General features: G+C 37.5%; 19 protein-coding genes and 1 riboswitch. Of the genes, 5 read left to right on the forward strand and 14 right to left on the reverse strand.

Features of this window, described 5'->3' with window-relative positions:
• Positions 1 to 25: 25 nt before the first annotated feature.
• The 3 genes from D8M04_RS04845 to D8M04_RS04855 all read right to left on the reverse strand — a co-directional run bounded on the left by D8M04_RS04845 (position 26) and on the right by D8M04_RS04855 (position 5,892).
• Positions 26 to 1,810 carry an acyl-CoA dehydrogenase family protein gene (locus D8M04_RS04845; protein ID WP_121521789.1) on the reverse strand — a complete coding sequence of 595 codons (1,785 nt, stop codon included), beginning with the start codon at positions 1,808 to 1,810 and terminating at the stop codon, positions 26 to 28.
• Between the two features lie 502 nt (positions 1,811 to 2,312).
• On the reverse strand, positions 2,313 to 3,491 hold the full coding sequence (locus tag D8M04_RS04850; RefSeq protein WP_121521790.1) for an acetyl-CoA C-acetyltransferase: 1,179 nt from the start codon (positions 3,489 to 3,491) through the stop codon (positions 2,313 to 2,315).
• Positions 3,492 to 3,504: 13 nt separating this feature from the next.
• Complete coding sequence (locus tag D8M04_RS04855; RefSeq protein ID WP_121521791.1) at positions 3,505 to 5,892, reverse strand: 3-hydroxyacyl-CoA dehydrogenase/enoyl-CoA hydratase family protein; 2,388 nt, start codon at positions 5,890 to 5,892, stop codon at positions 3,505 to 3,507.
• 338 nt (positions 5,893 to 6,230) lie between these two features.
• On the opposite strand from D8M04_RS04855, the gene D8M04_RS04860 reads away from it, so the two are divergent.
• From D8M04_RS04860 to D8M04_RS04880, 5 genes are all read left to right on the forward strand, one after another.
• Positions 6,231 to 7,196, forward strand: a complete 966-nt coding sequence (locus D8M04_RS04860; protein WP_121521792.1) for a metal ABC transporter solute-binding protein, Zn/Mn family — start codon at positions 6,231 to 6,233, stop codon at positions 7,194 to 7,196.
• A 195-nt stretch (positions 7,197 to 7,391) separates the two neighbouring features.
• A complete protein-coding gene (locus D8M04_RS04865; protein ID WP_121521793.1) occupies positions 7,392 to 8,147 on the forward strand; it encodes a metal ABC transporter ATP-binding protein in 756 nt (251 codons plus the stop codon).
• Positions 8,148 to 8,161: 14 nt separating this feature from the next.
• Positions 8,162 to 9,013: a metal ABC transporter permease gene (locus D8M04_RS04870; RefSeq protein ID WP_121521794.1), complete on the forward strand. Its 852-nt coding sequence runs from the start codon at positions 8,162 to 8,164 to the stop codon at positions 9,011 to 9,013.
• Complete coding sequence (locus D8M04_RS04875) at positions 9,010 to 9,423, forward strand: Fur family transcriptional regulator (RefSeq protein WP_121521795.1); 414 nt, start codon at positions 9,010 to 9,012, stop codon at positions 9,421 to 9,423. The genes D8M04_RS04870 and D8M04_RS04875 overlap by 4 nt, the downstream gene beginning before the upstream one ends.
• 615 nt (positions 9,424 to 10,038) lie before the next feature.
• Positions 10,039 to 10,500 (forward strand): SH3 domain-containing protein, encoded by a 462-nt coding sequence (locus tag D8M04_RS04880; protein WP_158595079.1) that lies wholly within the window; start codon positions 10,039 to 10,041, stop codon positions 10,498 to 10,500.
• A 56-nt stretch (positions 10,501 to 10,556) separates the two neighbouring features.
• Here the strand turns inward: D8M04_RS04880 and D8M04_RS04885 are convergent, their stop codons facing one another.
• The 11 genes from D8M04_RS04885 to D8M04_RS04930 all read right to left on the reverse strand — a co-directional run bounded on the left by D8M04_RS04885 (position 10,557) and on the right by D8M04_RS04930 (position 21,441).
• Complete coding sequence (locus D8M04_RS04885; RefSeq protein ID WP_121521797.1) at positions 10,557 to 10,871, reverse strand: DMT family transporter; 315 nt, start codon at positions 10,869 to 10,871, stop codon at positions 10,557 to 10,559.
• A complete protein-coding gene (locus D8M04_RS04890) occupies positions 10,871 to 11,212 on the reverse strand; it encodes a DMT family transporter (RefSeq protein ID WP_121521798.1) in 342 nt (113 codons plus the stop codon). The genes D8M04_RS04885 and D8M04_RS04890 overlap by 1 nt, the downstream gene beginning before the upstream one ends.
• Positions 11,213 to 11,313: 101 nt before the next feature.
• Positions 11,314 to 11,413: riboswitch (guanidine-I (ykkC/yxkD leader) on the reverse strand.
• 44 nt (positions 11,414 to 11,457) lie between these two features.
• On the reverse strand, positions 11,458 to 12,744 hold the full coding sequence (locus tag D8M04_RS04895; RefSeq protein ID WP_246001122.1) for a hemolysin family protein: 1,287 nt from the start codon (positions 12,742 to 12,744) through the stop codon (positions 11,458 to 11,460).
• 303 nt (positions 12,745 to 13,047) lie between these two features.
• The gene (locus D8M04_RS04900) at positions 13,048 to 14,550 is read right to left on the reverse strand and encodes a BCCT family transporter (protein ID WP_121521800.1); all 1,503 of its coding nucleotides are present in this window, start codon (positions 14,548 to 14,550) and stop codon (positions 13,048 to 13,050) included.
• A gap of 222 nt (positions 14,551 to 14,772) precedes the next feature.
• Positions 14,773 to 16,131: a C40 family peptidase gene (locus tag D8M04_RS04905; RefSeq protein ID WP_121521801.1), complete on the reverse strand. Its 1,359-nt coding sequence runs from the start codon at positions 16,129 to 16,131 to the stop codon at positions 14,773 to 14,775.
• 338 nt (positions 16,132 to 16,469) lie between these two features.
• Positions 16,470 to 17,747 carry an isocitrate lyase gene (gene aceA, locus D8M04_RS04910; RefSeq protein WP_121521802.1) on the reverse strand — a complete coding sequence of 426 codons (1,278 nt, stop codon included), beginning with the start codon at positions 17,745 to 17,747 and terminating at the stop codon, positions 16,470 to 16,472.
• Between the two features lie 220 nt (positions 17,748 to 17,967).
• Positions 17,968 to 18,069 (reverse strand): YhfH family protein, encoded by a 102-nt coding sequence (locus tag D8M04_RS20245; RefSeq protein ID WP_222928575.1) that lies wholly within the window; start codon positions 18,067 to 18,069, stop codon positions 17,968 to 17,970.
• 198 nt (positions 18,070 to 18,267) lie between these two features.
• A complete protein-coding gene (locus tag D8M04_RS04915; protein ID WP_121521803.1) occupies positions 18,268 to 18,909 on the reverse strand; it encodes a response regulator in 642 nt (213 codons plus the stop codon).
• Positions 18,902 to 19,948, reverse strand: a complete 1,047-nt coding sequence (locus D8M04_RS04920; RefSeq protein ID WP_121521804.1) for a sensor histidine kinase — start codon at positions 19,946 to 19,948, stop codon at positions 18,902 to 18,904. The genes D8M04_RS04915 and D8M04_RS04920 overlap by 8 nt, the downstream gene beginning before the upstream one ends.
• On the reverse strand, positions 19,945 to 20,673 hold the full coding sequence (gene liaF / locus D8M04_RS04925; protein ID WP_121521805.1) for a cell wall-active antibiotics response protein LiaF: 729 nt from the start codon (positions 20,671 to 20,673) through the stop codon (positions 19,945 to 19,947). The genes D8M04_RS04920 and liaF overlap by 4 nt, the downstream gene beginning before the upstream one ends.
• A gap of 141 nt (positions 20,674 to 20,814) precedes the next feature.
• Entirely contained in the window at positions 20,815 to 21,441 is a 627-nt protein-coding gene (locus D8M04_RS04930) for a PspA/IM30 family protein (protein ID WP_121521806.1), read from the reverse strand.
• Between the last annotated feature and the right edge of the window lie 5 nt (positions 21,442 to 21,446).

Raw genomic sequence — 21,446 nt, forward strand, 5'->3', positions numbered from 1 at the left:
CATTGCTAGAGGCTCTTCTTCAAAATTATACGATATAGGTTTCTTCTTCAATGACCTTCGCTGCAATAGCTCGCTTTTTGGCAACTACATTGATTGGTGTATGACGCGTTAGTTTTCGTAAGGAAGATAACATCATACGTAATGAATCTCCCTCTTCTGTTGCGATAAGTGTTTCCTTTGCATGAGCTTCAATCCGATTAAATGCTTCTTGAACGTAAACTTGAGTATATAATAGCTTTTGTTTATTTGCTTTCTCACCTGTTTTAGCAATTGCCTTTTCCGTACGAAGAATGGCAGCTTCCATATTGTAAACCTCTGCCACCATATCAGCTAAGTTAATAAGTATCTCCTGTTCTCTCTCGATCTTTTGCATGTATTTCTGAACAGAAATACCTGAAGCAAACAATACGATTTTTTTAGCACTTTTCAGTAAATATTTTTCTTGCTCTAATGTCTCTTCCCCAATTTCCTCAGGCATTTTCATTACTAATTCTTCTTGCAGGCTTTGTGCTTGTTTTAGAAGCGGTAGCTCCCCCTTCATTGCTTTCTTTAATAAAGTTCCAGGAACTAATAAACGATTAATTTCATTTGTTCCTTCAAATATGCGGTTAATACGGGAATCCCGATACATTCTTTCGACTTCGTATTCTTGAATAAATCCATAACCACCATGAAGCTGTACTGCCTCATCTACTACCTGATCCAACAATTCTGTCGCCATATATTTATTCATGGAGCATTCAATCTGATATTCAGCAATAGCATTGGCGATTTCACGTCCATCTTTTAACTCTTCCTCACTTAAAGTACCCATACGCTGCTCAAATAAACCAACTGTACGATAGACAGCACTTTCATTAGCATAAATATTCGCTGCCATTGTTCCCAGCTTTTCCTTTGTTAAAGAGAAACTTGAAATTGGAGTATTAAATTGCTTTCGTTCATTCACATATTTCACTGCTTCTTCTAGTGCCAGCTTCGCTCCGCCAACACCACCAATTGCTAATTTATATCGGCCCACATTTAATATATTAAAGGCGATTTTATGGCCTTTTCCTTTTTCCCCTAATAAGTTCTCAACTGGAACCTCGGCATCGTTTAATATTAATGTTCTTGTCGATGAGCTCTTAATCCCCATCTTCTTCTCTTCTGCACCAGTAGAAACACCAGAAAATCCACGTTCTACGATAAAGGTTGAAAAATGCTCTCCATTAATTTTGGCGTAGACTACAAATACATCTGCAAAAGCAGAGTTAGTAATAAATTGCTTTTCTCCATTTAAAATGTAGTGGGTGCCAGCCTCATTTAGCACTGCAGTTGTCTTTGCTCCTAATGCATCGGAACCTGATGATGCTTCCGTTAAAGCATATGCTGCAATTAGCTCTCCTGTAGCAAGTTTCGGTAAATACTTTTGTTTCTGTTCTTCATTTCCAAAGAAAACGATAGGGAGGGATCCTATTCCCACATGTGCACCATGGGTAATCGAAAAACCACCTGCTTTTGCCATCTTTTCTGTAATAAGAGCCGAGCTTGTTTTGTCTAATCCTAAACCGCCATATTCTTCTGGTACATCAGCACCCAGCAATCCAAGTTCCCCAGCTTTCTTTAATAAGTCTACGGAGATATCGAAGTTTTGATTTTCAAGTGCTTCTAATTGAGGTAGAACCTCTTTATCTATATATTCCTCTGTTGTCTTAGCTATCATAACTTGTTCATCTGTAAAGTCTTCAGGTGTAATAATATCCTGTGCCGTTAAATCTTCTGTTAAAAAAGCGCCACCTTTAAATAATCTTTCCTTCGTTTCACTCATAATCCTTCTCCCCTTTTTGAATAATAATTAGACTTCGTTCTATAGTTGCTGCATGTCGTTTGATAGAAAGTGTTGATTTATTTAATCCAAGATAGTGGGCAAAACCGCTCCGGAAATACACTACGCTTTCCGCGGGCGCTGTTGAGCCTCCTCGTGCTAACGCACTGCGGAGTCTCACCTAGGCTTTTCATCCCGCAGGAGTCTTCGTGTATTTCCTCCGCTAAATGGTGCTGCTTTATCTTTATATATTGGGAAGTGGAAACACCTCCTAATTATATAAAGTGATTGGAGCGGAGGGCAGTCGACTCCTGCGGGAAAAGCAACAAGCGAAGACCCCGCAGGAAGTGGTCTTCTTCCGAGGAGGCTGAGACGTTGCCTGCGGAAAGCGTACTGCCCGCAGCGGAAATCACCAGCGCATATTTCCAGTGTGTTTCCAGGTGCTTTTGCAGCAATTTACTGAATTAAATAGGTTCGTACTTTATCTATTTTCCGCATAATAGATTTAAATAAGCTCAAATACTCCTGCTGCTCCCATCCCTCCACCGATACACATCGTCACTACCCCAAACTGAACATTTCTTCTCTTCATTTCATGCATCAAAGTTAAAGTTAATTTCGTACCAGTACATCCAAGCGGATGGCCTAATGCAATTGCTCCACCATTTACGTTTACTTTATCCAGGTCTAAATCCAAAGCTTGAATAACGCGCACAGCTTGGGAAGCGAATGCTTCATTTAACTCAAATAAGCCAATATCAGATAACTCCAATCCAGCAATTTCCAAAGCTTTAGGAATGGCTGCAACTGGACCAACTCCCATGATTTCCGGCTCTACTCCAGCTACAGCAAACGACCTAAATTTAACAATTGGGGTAAGACCTTCTGATTCTGCCTTTTCTTTTTCCATAACCAAAACGGATGCTGCTCCATCACTCATTTGCGACGAATTCCCCGCTGTTACGGTCCCTTTGCCCGCTTTAAAAGCAGGACGCAGTTTTGCTAATATGTCAACGGTTGTTCCTGGTCGAACACCTTCATCCATTTCAAATGTAAACGATCTTTCTTCTAGTTTATTTCCTTTCCCTACTATTCTTTCACTTACTTTTACTGGAACAATTTCATCTTTAAATTTCCCATCCTTAAGCGCCTGAGCTGCACGCTGATGACTCCGAACAGCAAATTCATCCTGATCTGTACGTGTAATACCAAAACGCTTTGCGACTTCCTCCGCCGTATGCCCCATGCTCATATAATATCCTGGTGCTTCTTCTACGAGTTTGACATTTGGTTTAATGACATGACCACCCATCGGGATTAAACTCATTGATTCTGTTCCACCTGCAATAATCGTGTCACTAGCTCCAATCATAATTCTTTCTGCTGCAAAGGCAATCGACTGTAAGCCAGATGAGCAATAGCGATTAATGGTGACGCCTGGTACATCGTTCGGAAGACCGGCAAGTCCTGCAATGTTCCGTGCAACGTTCATTCCTTGTTCAGCCTCTGGCATTGCACAACCAATAATAACGTCATCAATATTGCCATCGTATCCGTCTGCCCTTTGTAGCGTCTCTCTAATCGTTAATGCTGCTAAATCATCGGGTCTTGTATTTGCTAAGGAACCTTTGTATGCTTTACCTACAGGGGTTCTCGCTCCTGCAACAATAACTGCTTCCTTCACTTCTCCACTCCCCCTAATTACGTAATGGTTTTCCTTTTATTAACATGTGCTGCATTCTTGCCTGTGTCAGCGGTTCTCCAATTAAGCTTAAAAAGGCTTCTCTTTCTAAATCGAGCATAAATTGTTCATCAATTCGTGTTCCTTCTTTTATTCTTCCACCTGATAGAACATAAGCTAATTTTTCAGCAATTTTTACGTCATGGTCGGAGGCATACCCACCGTAAGCAAGAGATTTTGCACCCATTACCATCGCAGCATAACCAGCTTCACCTACTACAGGGATTTTTTCTGCTTTCGGTTTCTGATATCCAGACTTTCTTAAGGCGAGTACCTTTTGTTTTGCGTCATAGATTACATGGCTTGGATTAACACTTATAGAATCTCCCTTTCCGAGAAAGCCACTTTCAAATGCCTCTTCAGCCGAAGTGGACACTTTTGCTGTCGCTACTTTTTCAAAGACATCATTTGCGACTTTCGTTAGGTCAAAGGAAATTCCTTTTGGTAAATTTCTTAATTGTTTTAAATATAATTCCTTCGTTCCACCGCCACCCGGAATCAGTCCTACACCAACTTCCACTAGTCCAATATAAGTTTCTATAGATGCTTGCACAGCTGCAGCTGGTAAAGTAACTTCAGCTCCTCCACCAAGTGTCATATTGAATGGAGCCGTCACGACTGGTTTTTCCGCATACTTGATACGCATTGCCATATTCTGAAATTGGCGGATGACTAAATCTAATTCATCAAAATTTTCATCCTGTGCTTCCATTAACATAAGGGCAAGGTTTGCACCAACCGAGAAATTATTGCCTTGGTTTCCAATTACGAGCCCTTCATAATTTTTTTCCACTTCTTCTACCGCATAATGAACCATTTGGATTGTATCAAGTCCGAGTGCATTGCTTTTTGAATGGAATTCAAGTAAAGCTACACCTTCTCCAAGATCTATTAAACTAGCACCATTATTTTTCTTAATGACGCCTTGTTGTTCCTTTAAAAACTTTAAATTTATTTCTTTCTTATTAAAAGTCTGCTGTTTGTATTTCTCTTTATAATAAAAAGAAAGGATTCCATTTTCGTTTTTATAGAATGTTTCGTTCCCAGATGCTAAGAGTGCAAGCACCCACTCAGGAATTATTTCTCCCTCTTGTTTCATACGCTCGACACTGTCTCTTACACCAATTGCATCCCATGTTTCAAATGGACCTAATTCCCAGCCAAAGCCCCATTTCATTGCTCGGTCAATGGATACAATATCATCTGCAATTTCTCCCAGAAGCTCAGCAGAATACAATAAAACAGACTTAACCACATTCCAAACAAGGTCTCCAGCGCGATCGCCCTCCGAATTTACAAGCGCTTTCATTTTATTCCGAGTTCCTTTTTGTTGTTTAGCAAGCTCTACAGCAGGTGTGCTCAGCTTTTTACGATCATCATATTCCAATGTTTCTGGATTAATTTCATAGATTCCCTGGTCTTTTTTTACAAAAAATCCTTGTCCGGCCTTTGCTCCAATCCAGCCTTTTTCATTCATTTGCTTCATAAAACCTGGAACATCAAAGATTTCCTTTTCTTTTCCCGATGCCTGATTGTAAACGTTATTTGCAACGTGAATAAAAGTATCCAATCCAACAACATCCAACGTTCGGAATGTTGCACTCTTCGGTCTCCCAATTAAGGAGCCTGTTACAGAATCTACTTCACCTACACTATATTTTCCTTTAAGCATTTCCTGAACTGTAACTAATAAACCATATGTTCCAATACGGTTGGCAATGAAGTTCGCTGTATCCTTTGCTTCTACTACTCCTTTTCCAAGTACATCTTCCCCGAATGCTTTCATAAAGGTGACAACTTCTTCTGATGTATACTTGGTTGGAATAATCTCAAGCAGTTTTAAGTATCTTGGCGGGTTAAAGAAATGTGTGCCTAAGAAATGGGCCTTTAAGTCATCTGAACAATCTTGAATCATATCATGTACGGAGATACCAGATGTATTGGAACTGACGATAGAACCATTCTTTCTATATTTATCAATACTTGCAAAAACTTTTTTCTTTACTTCCAAATTTTCTACTACTACTTCAATAATCCAATCTATATTTGTCAGCCTTGCCAGGTCATCCTCCAAGTTTCCAATTCTAATTAAATCCAAACTTTTCTTTGATGTTATTGGTGACGGCTTTTGTTTTAAAAGTGCCTTTTTACTATTGGCGGCAATACGATTACGTACTTGCGGGTGTTCGAGTGTTAACCCTTTACTTGCTTCTTCATTAGTAAGTTCTCTTGGGACAATATCCAGCATAAGCACTGGAATCCCAATGTTTGCTAAGTGCGCTGCAATAGCACTGCCCATTACTCCCGTTCCAAGCACTGCCGCATTTTTTACTTGGTAGCTCATGACACTCCTCCTTACATGATATTGAATGAATACTCATTCATTTTTACCAAAAAAATTTTTCATATTTATATCTTTACTATAATCGATTATCTGATATTTCGCAATAAATTAAATTGATTATATAGTTTTAATTCTGCATTAGAGGAAGATACATTTATTTATGAAATTAGTCGCCATAAGAATCGCATGATTTAGTTGATGCTCGTCGATTAAATGTTCATTATAGATTAATTTTCTTCTATTCTATTAATAATTCGTAATCATTCTTATTTACAATTCGTAACGATTACGATATTATAATAAACGTGAATTTATAAAAATTGAAGGATGAAGAACTTATGAGAAAAGCAATCAAATCTATAATTCTCCTATTATTTATCAGTATCTTTATGATTGGATGCGCACCTAAAAATGCAACAACCAAAGAAGATGATTCTCTTACGATTTATACAAGTATTTACCCGATTCAATATGCTATTGAGCGAATTGCTGGTGATACTCTGTCTGTTAAAACGGTTTATCCACCAGGTGTTGACGCCCATTCCTATGAACCTACATCAAAGGATATGACAGCCATTGCCGAAAGTGATGCTTTCTTTTATATAGGATCTGACTTAGAAGCATTTGCAGAAACTGCTGCTGATGCTTTGCAAAATCAGGATGTTTCCCTAATAGAAATCGGGAAGCATGAAGAATTATTCCAAACGGATTCAGAAGATAATGGCCATAACCATACCGATGAAGAACACGGCCACGATCAGCATGATGGACATAATCACGGAGACAAGGATCCACATATTTGGATTGATCCGTTACGTATGATTAAAATGTCGGAAATCATAAAGGAAGAACTTGTTAAGCTTAATCCTGAAGCAAAAGAACAATATAATCAAAACTTTGTAGCTTTAGAAAAAGATTTATTAACGCTTGATGAGCAATTTAAGCGAGCTTTAGAGAATAAAGAAAATAAACAAATTTTAGTTTCGCATGCAGCCTATGGTTATTGGGAGGATCGTTATGGAATAGAACAAATTGCGATTAATGGAATCTCCTCAAGCAGTGAGCCTTCTCAAAAGGAATTAACGGAAATTATTGATCAGGCAAAGGCATATGGGTTAGAATATATTATTTTCGAACAAAATACCGCTAATCGAGTATCTCAAATTATCCAAAATGAGATTGGTGTTGATAGTCTAACCATCCATAATCTTGCTGTATTAACAGAACAGGATATTACAAATGGTGAAGATTATATTTCTTTAATGCAGTCAAATATTGAAATTCTAGAACAAGCAACAGAATAAAGTGCTACCTTACACAGTGGGTATTTTCTTACATCCCCCACTCAGTGTTAGCACCACAAGAGGGTATGCGTATCAGACCCTTGAATGAAATGGGCTTTTGACTTGCTGCTTGTCTCAACTTTAATTATTAATGTATCACTTCATATCAAAGTGCAGCGCTGCAGCAAGTTAACCTGCAATTAACTGGAGGTTTAAATGATGGAATCAGTCGTATCCCTTAAAAATGTAAGTTATTCTTATGAAAAAAAGCCAGTATTGACATCCATCGATTTCGAGATTCCTCGCGGGTCATTTATGGGCCTTGTAGGACCAAATGGTGGTGGAAAAACTACCTTAATAAAATTAATGCTTGGTCTTTTGAAACCGGATGAAGGATCCATTGAATTATTTGGAAGACCCCTGGAGTATGTTAAAGACCGAAGCAAAATTGGTTTTGTTTCCCAAAAAGCAAACACTTTTAATAAAGGATTCCCTGCTACTGTTTTTGAAGTAGTTTCTACAGGTTTAACAGCAAAAATTGGCTATTTTAAGTTTATGAACAAACAACATAAAGCAAAAATTTTAAAAGCTATTGAACAGGTTGGTATGTCAGAATATGCACATCAAAATATTGGAAATTTATCAGGTGGACAACAACAGCGCATATTTATTGCTCGCGCACTAGTTAATGACCCGGAGTTAATTATTCTGGATGAACCAACCGTTGGTGTAGACTATGAAAATGTAAAACGATTTTATGAGCTATTACATCGACTTCATGATAAAAACAATATTACGTTATTATTAGTTACCCATGATACAGGGACAATGACAGAACATGCGACTGACATTGTATGCTTAAATAAGACCCTTCATTTCCATGGAAAACCAAATGAATACACTTCCTTGTCAGAGAAAGACTTATCAAGGATTTACGGACACCCCGTAAATATTGTCGTCCACAATCATTGAACGGAGGCAACAAAATGCTAGTTGATTTTTTTACCTATGATTTTTTACGTTACACTTTTTTTACCGGAATGCTAATTGGAATTATCGCACCCTTATTAGGAACATTTATTGTTGTAAGAAGATTGTCCCTAATAGCAGATGCATTATCTCATGTAACACTTGCTGGTATTGCCTTCGGATTAATGATGGAGAAACTGTTTTTGATACCCATTCCCGCACTTTATAGCGGAATGGCTTTCTCGGTTTTCGGTTCTGTCTTAATCGAAAAGCTTCGCAGCGTCTACAATGCGTATCAAGAGATTGCAATACCAATTATTCTTTCTGGCGGTGTTGGTTTAAGTGTTATTTTCATCGCCGTAGCAGATGGGTTTAATACAGACCTATTTAATTATCTATTCGGATCCGTTTCTGCAGTAAGCCAAAATGACTTTTTTATGATATTAACCATCTCTATCTTTGTTATACTTGTGGTAGCATTCTTTTATAAGGAATTGTTTACATTGTCTTTTGATGAAGAGCATGCAACGATTTCAGGCATCCATGCAAAATCAATCCATTTACTATTTATCGTACTAACCGCACTCGTTATTGCTGCTTCGATTCGAATCGTTGGGGTATTACTTGTATCCGCATTAATGACATTACCAGTTGCTGCAGCGATGCGATTAGCAAAAGGCTTTAAACAAATGATGTATCTTTCTATTTTATTTGGCGAGATATCTGTCATTGTTGGGATCATTTCTGGATACTATTTAAATATTCCGCCTGGAGGAACCATTGTCATGGTTTCCATCTTCATTTTATTATTATCTATCGGTATGAAGAAATTTAACTTTCGACTTAAAAAAGTGAGGGAAACGGGATGAATGTTGAAGAAGCCATTGAACTATTAAAGGAAAAAGGATATAAAGCCACTGGAAGAAGAAAAGATATTCTAGGCTATTTTGCAGAGTCTGATGGATATCGAACAGCAAAGGATCTTATCCAATACTTAGATAAAGGTGAAGATGGGATTAGTTTTGATACCATTTATCGTAACCTTCATTTGTATCATGATGTCGGCATTTTAGAATCTACAGAGTTAAATGGGGAAAAGCATTTTCGTATGAATTGCACCAGTCACCATCACCATCATTTTATTTGTAATGACTGTGGAAAAACGAAGGAAATAGAAGTTTGCCCAATGGAAGAAGTCACCCGCAAACTAGCAAACTATGAAATCGATGGGCACAAGTTTGAAATCTACGGGCTATGCCCGGATTGTCAGCATGCTTAAATAATAAATAGATTATCTAAAAGATGTTCCAAAAGTTCACTTGGGAGCATCTTTTTCTTTTATGCAATTTAGTTAGACTGCTGATTAGTTTGATTCAGAACAATGTATGGAACCGCTCCGGAAATACACTACGCTAAGTTTGAGCTTCTCGACTTTCCCTTTGATTACTGTAATAAGAAATTCAAATGTAGATCTTTGAAACGTTTTTTACTGTACTTCCACAACACATAAAGCAGAATGTCTATAGTTAGCGTAGGCAGAATACGAAGACTCCTACGGGAATAGCACGTGTCCGAAGACCCCGCAGCAGTGGTTTTTCCGCGAGGAGGCTGAGGCCGTGCCCGTGGAAAGCGAAGTATTCTGCCGAAGCGGCTTCTAGCACAAACTATCATTAGAACAAGCGAGAGTAGAATCAGGAAATATCATTTTCACTACGTCAGATTTTCTATCAAATGTGCATTATAAACATAATTACTTATTTCCTTCTTAAATTATCCGGTTTCTTAAAGCAGTTCACCCGCATCTATCTTTTGCAGAAAATATTACAATAACCTCCAAATTTCTACCATTATTGTGTATAATGTTAACTAGAAATCAATATATAGGAGAATGACTATGAATAATCATAAAGGAATTATTGTTATATTAATGACTATTTTAATTGCAGGCTTCATTGCTTTTGTTATCATTATGCAGCATAAGTTTATGAACCCGGATTTCGCAGCGGCAGATGCTTCAACAGAGGTTAACTCGGAACAAAGCCCTTCAGATTCTAACAACAAAGAAGCGGAACAAAAAGAGAAAGATGAAGCTGAACCCAATAACGAGACTGCTAATGCCAAAGAAGAGGCTGAAGATGCTAGCGGAGAAGATTTACCTACTACAATGTATGTAACAGCAAGTATATTAAATGTAAGAGGTGGACCCGGTACAGATACAGAGATTATCGGAGGAGTCACACTCAACCAAGAAGTTGAAGTCGAGGATATAAATGATCCTGATGGTTGGGTAAAAATTAAGACAGACGAATTTACAGGATACGTGAATATAAAGTATTTATCAGATGAACAGCAATAAGTCCAAGTAATACTAGTATAAAGAGCTTTAGAGAGGAAATCTCTCTAAAGCTCTTTTTAACTAATTAATTTCAATCCAACTGCGGAAGCAATAATCATCCCAATAAATAAGATTCTTCGCCAATCCCTCGATTCGTTAAACAAGATCATGCCGACAATCGCTCCGCCAGCTGTACCGATACCGGTCCAAATGGCATATGCAGTTCCCATTGGAATCGTGCGCATTGCTAATGTTAAGAATAGAAAGCTAAATAGAAAACCGCCAATTAATAGAGCAAAAGAGGGTAGGTTCTTCTTTTGAACCACTTTATTAATACCTATTACACCAGTTACCTCACCGACACCTGCTAATAAAAGGAAAAACCAATCCATTAGGCATCCCCCCCTTCCTGTTCCTCATTCGGTGTAATCAGTTTTAATCCAATAACACCACATAATAAAATTAGGATAAGCACAATTTTCTCAAGCTGAAAGGCTTCCCCGAAAACGAATATCTCCATCACTACGGTACCTGCTGTACCCATTCCCGCAAAAACAGCATAAGTTGTTCCCACTGGTAAACGCTCAGAACCAATAATTAATAAATGCATACTAGCATAAATGGCGATAAGTGTTAGTGCCCATGTCCACCAATTATACGAATGGTTTAGTCCTGTTACCCATCCGATTTCAAAGAGACCGGCTAGAAATACAATACTCCAATCTTTGTTCAATTTATATCCTCCTTGTATTCTTTTACAAACTTTATTTCTATAGGGAATTCGAAAGAGCTCATACAACAAAAAAAACCAGAGAAGATATCTATATATTGATATCCTCCCGGGTTTTTGTCCCTCCGTGTACACGAAGCGTTCGTGCGTTTCCTCTCGGACCAGACCAGTATAGTGTACTGCGGAACCCTAGGAAACTCCTCTATTATATTATAATACTACAATATAATTAAATAAAAATAAAACATTTAGCTTCTTACTATTTTGACCTTTTTAATCTGATATCCATCCATCTCATCAATAATGAATTGGTAACCTCCGAAATCAACAGCAGTACCAACTTTAGCATCCAAATTTTTAGAGAATACCCATCCGCCGATTGTATCCACTTCTTCATCTGGGATATCTGTTTCTAAAATTTCTCTAAGTTCTTCTAACAGAAGCTTGCCAGAGACTACTTTTGTGCTATCGTTTACTTCTTCAATAAGAGGAATTTCATTGTCATCAAACTCATCTCGGATATCTCCAACAATCTCTTCTAAAATATCCTCAACAGTCAACAACCCAGCTGTCCCTCCGTATTCATCATTAACGATTGCCATATGAATTTGTTCTCTTTGCATCTTAAGAAGTACTTGCCTGATCGGGGTTGCTTCTGCCACATGTAAAATCGGGCGAATAAATTGCTCGATGGTTGCAGGTTTATCATCCTCCAACTGTCCAGTAAAAACTTCCTTTAAGTTCACCAACCCAATTATATGGTCTTTATCTTCATCTGCAACAGGATATCTCGTATATTGCTCTGTACGGATGACATCCATATTCTCTTTGAAACTATCTTCCTTGTAGAAGCAGACCATTTCTGTACGAGGTGTCATAATATCTCTCACGATTCGTTCGTCAAACGTGAAAATATTATTCACATACATCATTTCTGATAGATTTATTTCCCCATTTTTATAACTGTCAGAAAGGATCATACGCACCTCTTCCTCCGAGTGTGCACCTTCATGCTCTTTCATCGGCTTGAATCCAAGAAGTCTTACTAAGAGCTGAGCAGACCCATTTAAAAGCCAAATAAATGGATACAATAAGCGGTAGAATAACATCAATGGTCTTGCTAAGATTAAAGTTACCTGTTCTGCTTTTTGTATCGCAATCGTTTTTGGAGCCAATTCCCCTACTACTACATGTAGGAATGTGATTAAACCAAAAGCAATTAGAAACGATAGGAAAGAAGCAGCGGCTCCATTTATATTTAGCCATTGGAATACTGGGTGCAATAAGCGTTCTACTGTGGATTCACCTAACCAACCTATCCCTAGGGCGGTTACCGTAATTCCTAATTGACAAGCAGATAAATACGCATCTAAATTATCGATTAATTTCTTTGCAGAAATCGCACGTTTGTTTCCCTCCGCAATTAATTGATCAATTCGAGTAGAGCGTACTTTTACAATGGAAAATTCGGTTGCTACAAAGAATGCCGTAAGCAATATCAATATAGCAACCAACATCAGGTTAACTATGTCCAATTAAGGAGACTGTTCTGAAGGGGCTTTCCCTATTATGGAACAGTCTCTTCACCTCCGTCTTTTTGAATATTCAGTTACCTTTCTCTTCATTTTTCGCACCGCGATGATTCAACCCATGGGGGTAAAATACATTTTTGGTAACGACCATTAATTTCACATTCCCAACTGAATCACCCACTTCCTTAAAACTATTATAATACACGGCCGTAAACCAGTCTATACTTTTATCTTTTTTCCTCGACTTCCCACAATTAACAAAGCAGCTAAATCTTCTAGATTTAGCTGCTTTGTTCTTTATTTATTTTATTTTTCCTTATTTCCATGATAGTCCCTTCTTAGTAGCTTCAAAATCGACAGGACCATGATGAGTAGTATAACAGTAAAAGGTAGGGCTGAAGTCAAGGATGCAGTCTGTAATGCTTCTAAACCACCTGCTAGCAATAATACTACTGCAATCGCAGTTATCAAGGTTCCCCAGACGATTTTTACAAATAAACTTGGATTTAATGATCCTCTTGATGTCATGCTGCCTAAAATATAAGTAGCAGAATCTGCTGAGGTTACTATAAAAATAAAAATTAAAACAATCGATATCATGGATAAAAGAGTGGATAATGGCAGAACTTCTAATGTACTAAATAACGCTACAGTTACGTCATTATTTACTGCTTCCGCAATTAGAGTTTCATTGAATAAATCACTGTATAATGCTGTGCCGCCAAAAGTAGCAACCCATAAACAAGCAATAGCAGGCGGCACAATTAATACTCCAAACACAAATTCTCTTATCGTTCTTCCTCTGGATACACGTGCGACAAAGGCACCAACAAACGGTGACCAAGCAATTGCCCACGCCCAGTAGAATATCGTCCAATCCTGCACCCATGCTCCTTGTTCATATGGAGTAAGACGCAAGCTATACTGAACAAAATTGGTAATATAATCTCCAAGAGCTAACACAAAAGTTTCTAAAATAAACAGTGTTGGGCCCGCAATAAAAACAAAAACCATTAAGAGCAGTGCTAACCCTAAATTAATATTACTTAACCATTTAATCCCTTTATTCAATCCAGAACTAGAGGATAGGAGGTATGCAACCAGCATAAAGGCAGCAATTATAATTTGCACCCAAATCGAATTGGGAACATCGGCTATAGCAGTTAACCCACCGTTCATCTGCATTAGTCCAAGACCAAGTGAGGTAGCCACCCCCATAACAGTTGCAATGACAGCAAGGGAATCTACTGTATTTGCTGCCACTCTGTTTTTTCCAATAACAGGTTCAATTGCAACCGAGATTAACCCTTTCCGATCCTTCTTGAATTGTAAATAAGCGATGACTAATCCAACAATAGCAAATACAGACCATTGACTAATCCCCCAGTGGAAGAATGAATAGCTCATAGCCTCTCTTGCAGCCTCCGGTGTTAATCCTTCTAAGTCATGGTAAGGTGTATCGAAGTAGTGGCTCATTGGCTCAGCAACACCCCAGAATACGATAGAAATACCAAAACCAGCTGAGAAAAGCATCCCGATCCACGAAAAAAACGGGTATTCAGGCTTTGATTCTGATGGTCCAAGTTTAATTTTCCCATACTTACTAATGGAAATAACAATTAAAAACAACGTAATAACAAACACAGATAATAAATAAAACCAGCCAAAATTGATCGTTGTAAAATTAAATAAAGTTTGAGCAACTTCACCAAATTGTACTGGAAATAATGCACCAATAATTACTAGAACTGTGACAATAATTGCTGAAACAAAAAATACTGGATTTTTAAACGATTGGTTCCTCTTCATGGACTCTCCTCTTTAAATTTTGATATGTATGCACTTTATATTCCCGCGATCTAAAAATATAAACTTCATAGAGCAAGAGATTTTCCACTTTATATAGGAAGTAAATAATTTGGTTGTTGATAAAAGTATATAAACACAATTCTATTACATACTTTTCATACTCGCATAATCCAAAAAAAGAGAGATAAATCAAGATTCGATTTACCTCTCTCTACTATACTATTAGTTAGCCACACTACGTACATGACCCGCGAATTTATCATTCCAATATCCAGAGTTCATGTCCGCTACAGCTAGTCCAGTTGAATTCTGGGCTCCGATAAATTTACCGCCACCTAAGTAGATTCCAACATGTCCGTTCGTTTTATATGTGTTAAAGAATACTAAATCACCTGGTTTTGCATTACTATATGAAACCTTTGTACCTACACTTTGTAGTCCAGCAGTACTTGATGGAAGGGAGATACCTGCTTGTGCAAATGCCCAAGATACGAACCCTGAGCAGTCAAAACCACCTGGTCCTTTTCCACCCCATACGTATGGAGTACCTAAATGTGCAAATCCTGCATTAATCGCTGTGCTTAGATTTCCACTAGCTTTAGGAGCGCTAGACTTTTCACTTGAACTTGAACTTGATTTTGAACTTGAACTTGATTTTGAACTTGATTTTTCACTTGATTTTTCACTTGATTTTTCACTTGAACTAGCACTTGCCTTTGAACTTGAGTTGGAATTAGAACTCTTATTAGCAGTTTCTTTGCTTAATGTAGTTAATTCACCACCATCAACATTTTCATCAGAACTTGCTACTACCTTATTTGGTTTAGGCTTTGCGGCCTTCGCAATGCTCTCTTTAATGCTTGATTCTAAAGCTAGCAATCTGCTATCTTCCATTTGCAGTTCATCTTTAAGAGCAACAAGATCTGCTTTTTTAGATTGAAGTGCTGTTACGGATTTCTCCGATTGTTCTTTTTGCTCATTAATTGTTGCTAACATACCTTGTAGTTCAACTTTTTCAGCTTCTAAATCTTCTAGCTTAGAAACCAATTCGTTTTGCTTGGACTCAACTTCTTCTTTATCTGCTTCTTGCTGTTCAATTAAACTTGCATCAGACTCAGTAATTTTATTTACTGCCGTCACACGACTAATAAAATCACCAAAACTCTTTGAACCAAAAACTACTTCTAGATAGTTAATCGAACCGCCACTCTTTTGGTAGGAAACTACACGTTCCTTTAATATTCCATAGCGTTTTTCAATTGCTGCTTCTAGTTCTTTAATTTCAGATTCAAGGTCAGCAATTTCAGTTTCTGTCTTTTCTATATCAGCTTCTGTTGTATCCATAACTTTTTGATTTTCTTCAAGAGCTTTTGTAGTACGGTCTAGTTCTTCTTTTAATTGTTCCAAATCGACTAGTACATCTGCAATTTTACCTTCTGCCTCAGAAAGACCAGCCTTTACTTCTTCTCGATCGCTTTGAACTTGTTGCAAGTCTGTTTCAGCATATACTGTATTACTGAATATTGGTGCACTTATACCAACAACCGCAATTGTAGATACGGCTAGAATCATTTTTTTCATTTATAATATCCTCGCTTCCCCAATTTCGTTTCTCTTTTTATGTAATTATTTTCTCGTTTATGTTTCTACTTTTATGTAAATTATGTAAGTGTGTCCTTTTTCCTATTTCGTGACAATCGTAGTATAGCATCTAAAAATGTCACACATATTATAGTAATGTTACAATTATGTTTCAAAAGTGACAGAAATCGACTTTTCTTATGTTTCATGACTAGGAATTTCTAATTACATCAAAGAATATGGTTTGCCGAATATATACCTCCTTACCAAATAAAAAAGCCCAGTGTACGTTTTTACACGTATACTGGGCTTTCATTCTCTTAATCTATTCCGCACTATCAACTAGAAAATTGTTCTACCTCTGTTGACCCTTTCAATGCTGTTGTAGAAGATGTACCACCAGAGATTACTTGTGCCACTTCATCAAAATAACCAGTACCAACCTCACGTTGATGTCGTGTCGCAGAATATCCATGTTTCTCACTAGCAAACTCCGCTTGCTGTAACTCAGAGTATGCGGCCATTCCTTCATCTTTATATTTTCTTGCTAGTTCAAACATACTATGGTTTAGTGCGTGGAAACCAGCCAATGTAACAAACTGGAATTTATAGCCTATTTCACCCAATTCTCTTTGGAAGCTAGCAATCTCATCATCAGATAATTTAGCTTTCCAGTTGAATGATGGAGAACAATTATATGCTAGCAATTTATTTGGGTATTTTTCATGAATCGCAGCCGCAAATTGTCTTGCTTCTTCCATATTCGGTTCTGAAGTTTCGCACCAGATTAAATCTGCATACGGAGCATAAGCAAGTCCTCGGGCAATAGCTTGATCAATACCAGCTTTTGTTCGATAAAAACCTTCTGGAGTCCGCTCATCTGTTATAAACGTTGCATCATACGGATCTATATCACTCGTAATTAAATCTGCTGCATTCGCATCTGTTCGTGCGATAATAATTGTTGGCGTACCCATTACATCAGCCGCAAATCTTGCTGCAATCAAGTTACGAATCGCATTTTGAGTAGGTAATAGAACCTTTCCACCTAAGTGACCACATTTCTTCTCAGAAGACAATTGATCTTCAAAGTGTACACCTGCTGCACCAGATTCAATCATAGATTTCATCAATTCAAATACATTTAGTTGACCACCAAATCCAGCTTCCGCATCTGCAACGATTGGCACGAACCAGTCAATCTCTTCATTTCCTTCTGAGAAATGAATTTGGTCTGCACGTTGTAAGGCTTGATTTATTCGCTGTACAACATGTGGTACACTGTTTGCTGGATAAAGACTTTGATCGGGATACATGTGGCCTGCAATATTGGCATCCGCTGCTACTTGCCATCCACTGAGGTAGATAGCTCGCAAGCCTGCTTTTACTTGTTGTACTGCCTGGTTACCAGTTAGTGCACCAAGTGCATTGACGTATCCATCCCCATTAATTTCCTCCCATAATTTAGATGCACCTCTCGTTGCAAGGGTATATTCTATATCAATCGAACCACGCAGGCGAATGACATCCTCAGCCGTATACGGTCGCTCAATTCCTGTCCACCTTGGATTAGTTTCCCATTCTCTTCTAAGTGATTCCACACGATTTTCCGTCATTATTAATTTCCCCCTTATATTAATTACTTGTAAGCTGTTATCATTATTAACTCCAACGATCCTCTTCACCTGCATTGGCTTGCTTCGTTTAAGTAGACTATCTTCTTTCATTAAAAAGTATTGTTACTCTGTGATTCATACCCATGTTGATGAAAACACTTACTGTTATATCATAATTAAAGTAATTAGATAATGTTATATAACAGTAAATGTAAAAAAATTAGTCCTCCTTTTTAGATAGACAATAATCACATTCCATGGAATAGCTCTTTGCATCCACTTCTTTCCCACACTCTGGACAGCTAACCTTTTTCATTGTCATATTATCTCGCCTCCTCTTATATAACAGAAAAGTTATTTACCTCTTGTTATAATACAGTTTATTGTATTTTAAAAAATAAAGCAACCCCTTTTTCTAAAAAAATTAAAAAAATTTAGACAGTCCTATCGTGAATCGCTTTATACAGGGCTTTAATCAAAAAAAAAGAACTGCTGATTAGAAATTGGCAGTTCATTCTTCTTATTCTTCTGTTTCTACTAAGTGGTGCTTAAAAGCGTAAATTACCGCTTGTGTTCGATCTTGTACCTCTAACTTGCTTAAAATATTGCTGACATGTACTTTTACTGTCTTCAATGCAATGTATAACTCATCTGCAATTTCCTGATTGCTTTTTCCTTGTGCGATTTGCAGGAGGATCTCCATTTCACGTTCCGTTAATTGGTCATGTAAATTGTTGCTTGATTTCGTTCGCATTCGTGTCATAATTTTACCAGTTACTTCTGGTTCCAGAATGGATTGTCCTTTATACGTTGCCCGAATAGCTTTAGCAATTTCTTCTGCTTTTGATGTTTTTAACATATAACTAGTTGCTCCAGCTTCCAGGGCAGGATAAACTTTTTCATCATCTAAAAAGCTTGTCACAATAATAATTTTCGCATCTGGCCATGCTTCCATTATTTGCTTCGTTGCTTCTATACCATCCATTTCCTTCATCACAAGATCCATTAATATAATATCAGGGCGTAATTCCAAGGCAAGCTTCACTGCTGGCGCCCCGTCATCCGCTTCTGCCACCACCTCAATATCAGGCTGGGCAGATAAGTAAGCAGAAACACCTATTCGGACCATTTCATGATCATCAGCAAATAACACTCTAATCATTATTCTCTTCCTCCCCTCTTAATACCGGAACCTTCACTTCTAACTGAGTGCCTTGATTTGGTAAACTAACAATTTTAAATGTCCCACCTATTTCATAAGCTCTTTCCCTCATATTTTCTAATCCATAAGAGCCCGTTTTCATACTCTTTATATCAAATCCAACCCCATTATCGACTACTCTTAATATAATCGTTTCATCTCGATGGATTAACATTAAATTTAGAGTTGTCGCTTTGGAGTGTCTTAATGTATTAGAAATGGATTCTTGTAAAATACGAAAAAGCTGATCTTCTACACCTTTATCTATGTAAAAGGTCTCAATTTTAGTCGTGATTTCCAATGGCACCTTTTGAATTAGTTCGGCTAACAATTCTTGGGTTCCTTCTTGCAGAGATTTTCCTTTCAACGCGACAGGGCGTAAATGCAATAGTAATGCCCGCATTTCCAATTGAGATTGATGAATCATCTTTTCTACCATTCCAAGCTGTTTTTTCATCGATTCGTCTTTAGATGAATTAGACTCATTGATAGCAGACATCATCATGGAGGAAGCAAATAACTGCTGACTGACCGAGTCATGGAGCTCTCTAGCAAGTCTGTTACGCTCTTGTATCACAATTTCCTGGAGGCTTTTTTCTCTTTCCTCAGCACGTTCAGATGCAAGCCTTTGAGAATACTCTGCCTGCTTTGCCAATTTCTCCTGCAATTCGAGAATCCTTTTCTCTACGGATTCTAATTCTAAATAAGGTTCATCTTCTGCGATGATAACCTTTTTTCCTTTAACAAGTTCATCCAGCTTACGATCTACGTAAAAGATACGGTCCTTCCAATACATTCCTATTGTAATACCTGAGATAGATCCAAGCATGATAACAAATAACAGAATCCATGCCAGGAAGGGAACAGTTCCAATTTGCTGTGTCCAAAGTACGGACAGATTATTGACAGGAAAGAATAAAAAAGTAATACCTATAACAATCAATGTTAATAATACCGAATAAAGGATGCTGGCGAATGTATATCGAATGATTAATTTCATATTCGCTTCACCTCGATATCTCCTGAGAGTATAGAGGTTATAATCTTCACTCTTGTTTGCTCTGTGTCATAGTTCTCTGTTTGATAAAGAAGTGATTTGTTTACTAACTTCCAATGGTGCGCTTCAAAAATATGCGCCCTGCCAAAAATAGAACTATGGTGTATACTGACTTCTACATCATAAGGAACATAAATTTCAATTTTCCCCATCACATGTCTAATGGAAATGACAGCAGTATCTTTTGGAATTACTGTATTACTTAAATCAATCACCTTATCACCAAATCCACTGTGAATATTCACATCTCTCCAGCCATAAACAGTTTCATCGGTAAATTGATCTTCAAACCATTTATGATTAAACAAAGGCTCTAATCGTATGGTTCGCCCCTGAGTATTTTCAGTACCGGGCAGTGAAGGTGCGAGGTATCCTTCTCCCTTATTTTTCTTTGTATAATCAATCATAAATAGTACCAATGCAGCTGCGATAAGAAATCTGACTGCCATCATATTCAGTACAGAAAGGATAAAACCAATCAGAAAAATCCAGAAGACAATTTTCCCCCAGAGCTTATGAATGTTTCTCCAGCCAATATAAGCAAAAATAGCTGCAAAGACTGCATTAAAAAGATTGCCTCCATGAAAAAAGACAATCTCAATTACAAGGAGGATGACTCCAATAATAATAATCCAATTTAGAGTATCTGTTTTAAATCGTTTGAACATGGAAGCAACCTCCTTTTCTTCTAAAAGTAAGTGTCCTTTTCACCGGACTCTTTGTATATCCTTTAAATAGAATACAGGTGCTAAGCTTGCACCTGTATTAGTATATCATGTTTTCAAAGATTTCTATATCATTGAAAATCCCTATGCTTCTTCCTTCATTTCTGTTTCAAGCTTCGCGATTTTACTATCAAATGTGCTTCGGTAATAGTAACTATTTACCTTGTATTCTAAATCATCTATATATCGCTCCATCTCCGCGAACTTTGAAAATGGTTTGTCTGAAGCATCTTCTAACACACGATTAATTTGAAAATTAGCATGAGCCACATTTTCACGACCCATTAATTCCATTCTGCGCAAATGCATATCCTTCAAGCGATGCTTCATTTCTTCATATTTTTGTTCAAGCGATTCTAATTGTTCTACAGCTTCCTGACGAGATTCTTTCATTCGGTTTGCACGAACCTGATATTCTTCATAATCTTTCATCGCAAACGCTCGCATATCTTCTTCGCCTGCTTTTTCAGCGATATTTGCTTGCTTTAATCTCTTTTCAGCAAAATCTTCCGCTTTATGGAACTCTCTTGTAAATTCGTCTTTTAATTTATATTGACGGTCAATCAGCTTACGAACCTTCTCTGTTTCCTCTTCCGCCTGACGTAAATATTGATTTAAGGATTTAATCGGGTTCTTTTGCTCCTTCTTATCTAATACATCATGTAAATCTGCTTCAATAGAATCCCTAATTCTAGTAAAAATATTTGCCATTTTAT

Origin of the sequence: Oceanobacillus piezotolerans, from assembly GCF_003665065.1 — a bacterium.
Classification (GTDB): Bacteria; Bacillota; Bacilli; order Bacillales; family Amphibacillaceae; genus Oceanobacillus; species Oceanobacillus piezotolerans.